Source organism: uncultured Enterococcus sp. (assembly GCF_913775425.1).
Taxonomy (GTDB): domain Bacteria; phylum Bacillota; class Bacilli; order Lactobacillales; family Enterococcaceae; genus Enterococcus_G.
This window is the reverse complement of sequence record NZ_CAJYIS010000074.1, coordinates 1-9,229: the sequence shown is the minus strand read 5'-3', so window position 1 is coordinate 9,229 and position 9,229 is coordinate 1. Positions and strand designations below refer to the sequence as shown.

Sequence of the window (9,229 nt, the reverse complement as noted above, 5' to 3'; positions counted from 1 at the left end):
AACCAGGTTCAACGATGAAAATCTTAACAACAGCTGCTGGCATGACTGAAGGGGTGTATAACCCAAATGAAACCTATCAAGGTGGAAAAATCCAAGTTGCCGATACACCAATCGATGACTGGGATCATGGTGAAAAAGGACTATTGACGATGCGTCAGGCTCTTTCTTGGTCAAGCAATAAAGGAATGGTCATTCTAGAAGAAAAAATGCCAGATGCATGGCAATAGTACTTGAAAAAATTTGGTTTTGGCCGTAGTACCTATTCTGGCTTAAATGGGGAAGTCAGTGGAGAATTACCAGCAGATAATATCGTAGACCGAGCAATGAGTGCATTTGGTCAAGGGATTGCGGTAACGAATTTTCAAATGATGCAAGCATTTACAGCTATTGCCAATGATGGCGTCATGGTTAAACCGCAGTTTATTACAAAATTGGTGGATCCAAATACGAATAAAGAAACAGTGATGTCAAAAGAAATTGTTGGAAACCCAGTAACTGCTGAGAGCGCGGAATTGACGCGTCAATATATGCGCGATACGACTGAAAATAAAGACTATGGAATCGCCTATGGGAAATATGTTGTACCAGGGTATAACGTTAGTGTAAAAACCGGAACGGCTCAAATTGTTGAAGATGGGAAATATTTATTTGGTGGAACTGATTATATTTATTCGGCGGTTTCAATGGTGCCTTCAGAAAATCCTGAATATATCTTCTATCTAACAATCAAAAAACCAAAAGATTATGATTACAATGCCTTGTCTGATATTACCAATGCGATTTTGAAACGGGCAATGGATTTGTCTTCAAGCAACGATGAACCAACAAAAGCTGCCAGTTCCGAAATCGAAAAAGTAACGGTTGAAGATTACCGCAATTTTGATACAGATCAAGCGGCAGCATCGGCACAAAAAATGGGCTTAGAGCCAATCGTTGTCGGCACTGGATCAAAAGTGGCGAAACAATCGATTCCAACTGGAAGTAAAGTACTAGCTGGCGAACGGTTGATTTTATTAACCGATAGCGAAACACGTGTCTTACCTGATTTAACAGGATGGTCAAAAGCTGATGTTGTGAGTCTTGCTTCACTACTTGACTTAGATGTTGAGTTTAATGGAGATGGATTTGTAACAAATCAAAGTATCGAAGCATATCAAGAAGTACAAAAAAATGACAAGATCACCATTACTCTAGCAAGTAATGAGTAAACCTATAGGAGCGAGAACACATGAATTGGGAAGAAATGTTACTACCAATTGCCAGTAGTTTTGGCATTACGATTGCCTTTATGCCACTATTCATCGGCTATTTTCAAATGAAAAAATATGGACAAGAGATTCGTGACGAAGGGCCAAAATGGCATCAAGTTAAATCCGGAACACCCACAATGGGAGGAGTCGTATTTTTAATTGCGATCATATTTACTAGCCTTTGGGTCGGAATCTGGCAAAAACAGGCGACACCAAGTTTGTTTATCCTCTTATTTATTTTAGCGCTATATGGATTGATTGGATTTTTAGATGATTTTATCAAAATTTTTAAAAAGCGAAACATGGGCTTAAATTCGCTCCAAAAATTGATTGGACAAATTATTGGTGCAATCGTTTTTTACCTTGTGTATTTAACGGATGGGAATATCAATACTGTCAACGTATTTGGTTATGATGTCCCATTATCTTACGCCTTTGGATTGTTTGTTGTAATTTGGTTAGTAGGCTTTTCAAATGCAGTCAATCTGACAGATGGAATCGATGGACTTGTTTCTGGACTAGGAACGATTTCATTTGCGACGTATGGGATTATTGCTTATGCTCAGGCACAATACGCGATCTTGATCGTCTGTTTAAGTGTCGTAGGTGGTTTAGTTGGATTTTTCTTTTACAATCATAAACCGGCTAAAATCTTCATGGGAGATGTAGGCTCGTTAGCTTTAGGTGGCTTATTGGCAACGATTTCGATATTATTACATCAGGAATGGACGTTATTATTAGTCGGTCTAGTTTATGTATGTGAAACGGCAAGTGTCATGTTGCAAGTGGCTTCCTTTAAATTAACTGGAAAACGTATTTTTAAAATGTCACCGATCCATCACCATTTTGAAATGAGTGGCTGGTCAGAGTGGAAAATCAATATCGTGTTTTGGTTGATTGGGTTGATCTGTTCGGCATTGACATTATGGATCGTATTATAGGAGTGAGAGAAGATGAATCGAATCACAACATATCAAAATAAAAAAGTCCTCGTATTCGGACTAGCAAAAAGCGGATTTAGTGCGGCCAAATTATTACATAATTTGGGCGCACTTGTTACCGTTAACGACGGAAAACCTTTTGATGAAAATCCGCAAGCACAAGATCTATTAACAGAAGGAATCAAAGTGATCACGGGCAGTCATCCCTTAGAATTATTAGATGAAGAGTTTGCGTTGATCGTTAAAAATCCAGGGATTCCCTATACACATCCATTTATTAAACGCGCGCAAGAGCGTAATATTCCAATTATTACAGAAGTCGAATTAGCCTATGAGATTTCTGAAGCACCAATTATTGGAATTACTGGAACCAATGGAAAAACGACGACGACGACGATGATTGGAGATTGTTTAAATGCGGGAATGACAAAAGGTGTAGCCCGCCTATCTGGTAATATTGGGTTTCCAGCTAGTGAAGTTGCGCAAGAAGTGACAAAAGAGGATTGTTTAGTAATGGAGCTATCTAGTTTCCAATTAATGGGGATCACAGATTTCCATCCTCATATCGCGGTCGTGACCAACTTGTACGAAGCACACTTAGATTATCATGGCACGCGTGAAGAGTATGTGAAAGCCAAATGGGAACTGCAAAAAAATATGACCACAAGCGATTACCTCGTGTTAAATTTTAATCAAGAAGAACTGAGACAACTAGCTGAACGAACACACGCTAGAGTCGTTCCGTTTAGTACCACCAGTGAAGTAGCAGGTGTCTATGTGAAAAACGATCACATTTATTATCTAGATGAAGCGATTATGCCAGTAGCTGATTTAGGTGTGCCTGGTGCGCATAATGTCGAAAATGCGCTAGCAGCGATTGCAGTAGCCAAATTGCAAAAAATCGATACACCTGACATCGTTCAAGCATTGCGTCATTTTTCTGGAGTGAAACACCGCACGCAGTATTTAGGAGAGGTTAAGGGCGTTCGTGTTTATAACGATTCTAAAGCCACGAATATTTTGGCAACGAAAATGGCTTTGGGTGGTTTTGATAATGAACACTTGATTTTATTAGCTGGTGGCTTAGATCGTGGAAATTCATTTGATGAACTTATTCCTAGTTTGGTTGGGATCAAAGCCATGATCGTGTTTGGTGAAACCAAACATAAATTGAGTGAGGCAGCTAAAAAAGCTGGAATTAAGATCATCGAAGTTTCAGAAAATGTAGAAACAGCAGTCCCATTAGCGTTTGAGTTAGCCGATCAAAACGATACGATCTTGTTATCGCCCGCTAATGCTAGTTGGGATCAATACCCTAATTTTGAAGTACGAGGCGATCGCTTTATCGCCGCAGTAGAACAGCAAAAACTAATAGAAGGATAGAATCGACTATGAAAATTTTAGTAACAGGAGGAGGAACAGGTGGACACATTTATCCAGCCTTAGCCTTTGTCAAATACGTCCAATCCATCGATCCAACTGCTTCTTTTATGTATGTAGGAGCGACTAGAGGATTGGAAAACAAAATTGTTCCACAAATGGATATTCCATTTAAAACACTTGAAATCCAAGGATTCAAACGTAGTCTATCAATGGATAATGTAAAGACTATCCAGTTATTTTTAAAAAGTATTCGTCAAGCAAAAGCAATCTTATCAGAATTTAAACCGGATGTGGTGATTGGAACGGGAGGGTATGTTTCAGGAGCGGTCGTATATGCAGCTGCTAAATTAAATATCCCCACGATCGTTCACGAACAAAATAGTGTGCCAGGAATGACCAATAAATTTTTAGCACGTTACGTCGATCAAGTTGCCGTTGCTTTTGAAGATGCCAAAGCTTATTTTCCAAAACAAAAAACGGTACTTGTGGGAAACCCTCGTGCTCAAGAAGTAGCAGGAGCAAAGCCTTCTGAGATTTTAGCAGAATACCGCTTAGATCCTACCAAAAAGACAGTGTTGATTTTTGGCGGGAGTCAAGGCGCTTTAAAAATCAATCAAGCAGTATTAGCTGCTTTACCTGAATTTGCTAAAAAAGAGTATCAACTTTTATATGCTTCTGGTGAACGCTATTATGAAGAAATCGAAGAACAGATCGGAATGGCAAAAGACGGCTTTAAAAATATCAGCATTCAGCCTTATATTAATCAGATGGCAGACGTTATGGCCAATAGTGATCTTTTGATTGGTCGTGCAGGGGCAACGTCGATTGCGGAGTTTACCGCTTTAGGATTACCTGCTATTTTGATTCCAAGTCCTTATGTGACAAACGATCATCAAACGAAAAATGCGCAAAGTCTAGTAAAAGCAGGAGCGGTTACGATGATTGCCGATGCTGATCTAGATGGGGCGAATTTAGTAGCTGCCGTCGATGCGATCATGCTAGATGAAGCCAAACGTGAGCGTATGAAACAGGCATCGAAAACTCAAGGGATTCCGGATGCATCAAGCCGCCTTTATGATCTTGTCCAAAAATTAGTGAAATAAGGAGCGACAAGATGACAAAGAAAAGTGACATGAATTCAAAAGAAAATAAATTATCAAATCAAAATGATGAAACAAAACAAACCGCTAACCCGACCAAAGTCGATTTAGAAAAACAAGAGGCCGAAAAAAAATCGACAGCTAAAAAGAATGAGCATCCTTCTTTTACCGATACGCTACCTCAGTTTAAAAAGTATCAACGTAAAAAACTATGGCGTCGGTTAAGCTTGATCGTAGGAGTGTTGCTGATCCCGCTTTTGATCAGCATGTATTATATCTCGCCTTTTAGTCGCTTGGCCAGTGTTGTTGTTAGTGGAAATCAAACGATTGAATCTTCTAAAATCATCAAGGATTCTCATTTACAATACGATCAAGATTTCTTAACACAATACTTTAAACGTGCCAATGCGATCAACGCGATCAAAAAAGAAAATGTACGGGTAAAAAGTGTGAGCATCGTACCAAAGAGTATCAATGAACTAGCGATCAAGATCACCGAATATGATCAAATCGCTCAATTATCAAAAGGAAAGCTTTATTATCCTATTTTAGAAAATGGAAAGACGTTAACGTCAGGAACCAAAAAGCCGACGAATGGTTTTGTGATCTTGGAAGATTTCAAGAAAGATCAAGCAATCGTGCAAACGATCAAAGCCTATGAAAGTCTACCTGCCGATATCCAATCAGCGATTTCTCAGATCAACGCGACACCAACAAAAGCAAATGATTCATTGTTGCGTTTGATGATGAAAGATGGCAATACAGTCATCGTCAATAGTGAAAATCTAGCAAAACAAATGGCCTATTATCCAAAAGTGGCAAAAGATTTACCAGATAAAGGGATCATCGATATGGAAGTGGGGATCTTCTACACACCATATGGTAGCGAAAGTACAACGGATGAAGAAAATGCGACAAGTGAAACCAATACAAGTGAACAATTATCTAGTTCAAGTGAAAAAATACCAAGTTCAAGTGAAGAAAAAACACCAAGTTCAAGTGAAACTGTAACAAATCCGCAATAATTCAAGAGGTTTATATTAAATTTAGTGATTAATTTATTCTTACATCTTTATCATTCTTACTAAGGTATGGTAAAATTGGTAGAAATGAAAAGAGAATGCTAAATTTATAGAAGACGTTTCATTCAAATCGATTAGGAAACAAATTAGGAGGGAATTCCATCCATGGCAAAATCAGGGATTTATGTGGGCTTAGATATTGGAACGACATCAGTAAAAGTTGTAGTTGCAGAGTATGTCGACAACCAAATGAATATCATTGGCGTAGGGAACGCCAAATCAGAAGGAATCAATCGAGGAATCGTCGTAGATATTGAAAAAACAGTCAACGCGATTCAACGAGCAGTAAAACAAGCTGAGGAAAAAGCTGGGATTCAAGTACGTAGCGTTAGCGTTGGGTTACCAGCAAATCTACTAGAAGTAGAAAATTGTCAAGGGATGATCGCAGTCAATAGTGAATCAAAAGAAATCACCGAAGAAGACGTGAAAAATGTCGCTTCAGCTGCAATGGTGCGTTCTGTACCACCAGAACGTCAAATCGTTGCAATCATTCCTCAAGAATTTACAGTTGATGGTTTTGAAGGAATTAAAGATCCACGTGGCATGATCGGTGTTCGTCTAGAGATGTTTGGCTTGATCTACACTGGACCAAAAACAATCGTACACAATGTGAAAAAATGTGTCGAAAAAGCTGGCCTAATGATTGATGAAGTGATTATCACACCACTTGCACTTACAGAAACGATCTTATCTGATGGGGAAAAAGATTTTGGTACGATCGTAATGGATCTAGGTGGGGGTCAAACGACCGTTGCGGTGATGCATGATAAACAATTGAAATTTACAGATGTGAATCAAGAAGGTGGCGAATTTGTCACAAAAGATATCTCTACTGTTTTGAATACATCGTTTAACAATGCAGAAGCACTGAAAATCAATTATGGAGATGCATATCCAGAACGGACATCAGCTGCAGAAGAATTTCCAGTCGATGTGATTGGTAAAGATGAACCAATCAAAGTCGATGAGCGCTATTTATCTGAAATTATCGAAGCACGTATGGAGCAAATCTTTACAAAAGCTAAGGACGTATTAAACGAAGTCGAAGCATTTGAATTACCAGGTGGCGTAGTGTTAACTGGTGGTGCGGCAAGCTTACCAGGAGTCGTAGATCTTGCACAAGAGATCTTTGATACAACGGTTAAATTGTATGTGCCAAATCATATGGGACTTCGTAATCCAGTCTTTACCAATGTCATCAGTTTAGTCGACTATGCAGCAAACTTAGGTGACGTTTATCGTGCAGCGAATGCCGCTGTAACAGGTGAAAAATTAACCAAAACGGTTAAAGCGGCAGTAAAAGAAACGCCGGTAAAAGAAACACCAAAACAAGAAGAACCAAAAGAAACACCCGTGTATCAAGATGTAGAAGAATCAAAACAAGATAACGAAAGCATTACCGATAAAGTAAAAGGATTCTTTTCAAATATTTTTGATTAGTAAACGTAGGAGGAATAAACACTTATGGAATTTTCAATTGATAACAATATCAACGAAGGCGCTGTAATCAAAGTCATCGGAGTCGGTGGCGGTGGTGGTAACGCAGTAAACCGTATGATCGAAGAAAACGTTAAAGGTGTTGAATTCATCACCGTAAATACTGACGTTCAAGCATTAAAAAATTCAAAAGCAGAAACGGTTATCCAATTAGGACCTAAATACACTCGCGGTTTGGGTGCCGGTTCTCAACCTGAAGTAGGCGAAAAAGCTGCTGAAGAAAGCGAACAATTGATTCGTGAATCTCTAGAAGGCGCAGATATGGTCTTCATTACTGCTGGAATGGGTGGCGGAACAGGTACTGGTGCAGCTCCAATCGTTGCAAGTATTGCAAAAGAACTAGGTGCATTAACTGTCGGTGTGGTTACACGTCCGTTTACTTTTGAAGGACCAAAACGTGGTCGTTTTGCAGCTGAAGGAATTGCAAAATTAAAAGAAAATGTCGATACACTATTAATCATTTCAAACAATCGTTTATTAGAAGTAGTCGACAAAAAGACACCAATGTTAGAAGCTTTCCGTGAAGCTGATAACGTATTACGTCAAGGGGTACAAGGGATCTCTGATTTAATTACAGCACCTGGTTACGTAAACTTGGACTTCGCTGACGTGAAGACAGTTATGGAAAACCAAGGAACTGCTTTAATGGGTATCGGTGTAGCAACAGGTGAAGAACGTGTTGTAGAAGCAACGAAAAAAGCCATCTCATCTCCATTATTAGAAACATCAATCGATGGAGCAGAACAAGTGCTATTAAATATCACAGGTGGTATGGACATGACGTTATTTGAAGCACAAGATGCTTCTGATATCGTAGCGAGTGCTGCAAGTGGTGATGTAAATATCATTTTAGGTACATCAATCAATGAAGAATTGGGCGATGAAATTCGTGTAACAGTTATTGCTACAGGAATCGATCCAACAAAAAAGGACGTTAGATCTGCTCGTACACAAAGAGCGAGTCAGATCCAAACAACACCGACTAAACCTGTGTTAGAAATGGATCAAGCACAACCAACACCAACTGAAGAAGAAACAAATGCGTTTGGAAATTGGGATATTCGTAAAGAACAAACTGTGCGCCAAAAAACAGAGGAACCTCAATTTGATTCAATTGAGAAAAAAGACTTTGATACATTCCATCGTGAAGAACAAGCCGGAAATGATGACGAACTAAATACGCCACCATTTTTCCGTCGTAAACGATAAGAGGAGGCTGAGCACATGATTTCTGAAAACTTGCGACAAGTGGAGCAAGAAATCCAGGATTCTTGTGCTCTTGCTTCACGCCAACGTAACAGTGTGCAATTGATTGCCGTAACGAAGGCCAGTGATGCAAGAGCTACACAAGCGATCATTGATGCAGGGATTACGCATTGTGGTGAAAATCGCGTCGATGCTTTTTTAGCGAAAAAAGCATCAGTAGAGGCTCGAGAGCAGCCGTTATCTTGGCATTTCATCGGGAACTTACAACGACGTAAGGTCAAACAAGTCATTAATGAAATCGACTATTTTCACGCGTTAGACAGTTTGCGATTAGCAGCTGAAATTCAAAAGCGTGCGGAACATACGATTGCTTGTTTTGTCGAAGTCAATGTGGCAAAAGAGGCCAGTAAACAAGGGATCTCATTAGAAGAGGTACCAGACTTTATTGCACAGTTGGCTGTGTACGATCGGATTCAGATCGTAGGACTGATGATGATGGCACCAATCGATGCGACTGTTGAACAACTCCATGAATTGTTTCATCAATTAAAACAAATGCAAGAACAAATTGCGGCACAAGAACTTTCTTATGCACCTTGTGTAGAACTTAGTATGGGGATGAGTAATGACTACCCTATCGCTATTGAAGAAGGCGCTACGTTTATCCGTGTTGGGACGGCTTTGTTTAAAGCGTAAGAAAGGAGGACTGAGCATGTCATTAAAAGATAGTATTTCGAATTTTTTTGGGTTGAATGATAGTATGCCAGATG

8 protein-coding genes and 1 pseudogene are annotated in these 9,229 nt (G+C 39.4%); all 9 read left to right on the top strand.

Going from position 1 to position 9,229, the window contains the following annotated elements; genetic code table 11:
- Positions 1 to 14: 14 nt before the first annotated feature.
- Positions 15 to 731, top strand: a pseudogene (locus tag QZ413_RS08680) (penicillin-binding transpeptidase domain-containing protein); the annotation flags it as partial.
- Between the two features lie 63 nt (positions 732 to 794).
- Complete coding sequence (locus QZ413_RS08675; protein ID WP_297079321.1) at positions 795 to 1,208, top strand: PASTA domain-containing protein; 414 nt, start codon at positions 795 to 797, stop codon at positions 1,206 to 1,208.
- A gap of 20 nt (positions 1,209 to 1,228) precedes the next feature.
- Complete coding sequence (gene mraY, locus QZ413_RS08670) at positions 1,229 to 2,191, top strand: phospho-N-acetylmuramoyl-pentapeptide-transferase (RefSeq protein WP_297079319.1); 963 nt, start codon at positions 1,229 to 1,231, stop codon at positions 2,189 to 2,191.
- Between the two features lie 12 nt (positions 2,192 to 2,203).
- Positions 2,204 to 3,574 carry a UDP-N-acetylmuramoyl-L-alanine--D-glutamate ligase gene (murD, locus tag QZ413_RS08665; protein WP_297079317.1) on the top strand — a complete coding sequence of 457 codons (1,371 nt, stop codon included), beginning with the start codon at positions 2,204 to 2,206 and terminating at the stop codon, positions 3,572 to 3,574.
- Positions 3,575 to 3,582: 8 nt separating this feature from the next.
- A complete protein-coding gene (gene murG, locus QZ413_RS08660; RefSeq protein WP_297079315.1) occupies positions 3,583 to 4,677 on the top strand; it encodes an undecaprenyldiphospho-muramoylpentapeptide beta-N-acetylglucosaminyltransferase in 1,095 nt (364 codons plus the stop codon).
- An 11-nt stretch (positions 4,678 to 4,688) separates the two neighbouring features.
- Positions 4,689 to 5,699 carry a cell division protein FtsQ/DivIB gene (locus QZ413_RS08655; RefSeq protein ID WP_297079314.1) on the top strand — a complete coding sequence of 337 codons (1,011 nt, stop codon included), beginning with the start codon at positions 4,689 to 4,691 and terminating at the stop codon, positions 5,697 to 5,699.
- Positions 5,700 to 5,861: 162 nt separating this feature from the next.
- Positions 5,862 to 7,196 (top strand): cell division protein FtsA, encoded by a 1,335-nt coding sequence (ftsA, locus tag QZ413_RS08650; RefSeq protein WP_297079312.1) that lies wholly within the window; start codon positions 5,862 to 5,864, stop codon positions 7,194 to 7,196.
- Between the two features lie 24 nt (positions 7,197 to 7,220).
- Positions 7,221 to 8,462 (top strand): cell division protein FtsZ, encoded by a 1,242-nt coding sequence (gene ftsZ / locus QZ413_RS08645; RefSeq protein WP_297079310.1) that lies wholly within the window; start codon positions 7,221 to 7,223, stop codon positions 8,460 to 8,462.
- 15 nt (positions 8,463 to 8,477) lie between these two features.
- Positions 8,478 to 9,155 carry a YggS family pyridoxal phosphate-dependent enzyme gene (locus QZ413_RS08640; protein WP_297079308.1) on the top strand — a complete coding sequence of 226 codons (678 nt, stop codon included), beginning with the start codon at positions 8,478 to 8,480 and terminating at the stop codon, positions 9,153 to 9,155.
- The last annotated feature ends 74 nt before the right edge of the window (positions 9,156 to 9,229 follow it).

What these genes read in the sequence shown, in the direction of transcription:
- QZ413_RS08675 (WP_297079321.1), top strand. Translation starts at nt 795, where the DNA reads ATGGATTTGTCTTCAAGCAACGATGAACCAACAAAAGCTGCCAGTTCC.
- mraY (WP_297079319.1), top strand. Translation starts at nt 1,229, where the DNA reads ATGAATTGGGAAGAAATGTTACTACCAATTGCCAGTAGTTTTGGCATT.
- murD (WP_297079317.1), top strand. Translation starts at nt 2,204, where the DNA reads ATGAATCGAATCACAACATATCAAAATAAAAAAGTCCTCGTATTCGGA.
- murG (WP_297079315.1), top strand. Translation starts at nt 3,583, where the DNA reads ATGAAAATTTTAGTAACAGGAGGAGGAACAGGTGGACACATTTATCCA.
- QZ413_RS08655 (WP_297079314.1), top strand. Translation starts at nt 4,689, where the DNA reads ATGACAAAGAAAAGTGACATGAATTCAAAAGAAAATAAATTATCAAAT.
- ftsA (WP_297079312.1), top strand. Translation starts at nt 5,862, where the DNA reads ATGGCAAAATCAGGGATTTATGTGGGCTTAGATATTGGAACGACATCA.
- ftsZ (WP_297079310.1), top strand. Translation starts at nt 7,221, where the DNA reads ATGGAATTTTCAATTGATAACAATATCAACGAAGGCGCTGTAATCAAA.
- QZ413_RS08640 (WP_297079308.1), top strand. Translation starts at nt 8,478, where the DNA reads ATGATTTCTGAAAACTTGCGACAAGTGGAGCAAGAAATCCAGGATTCT.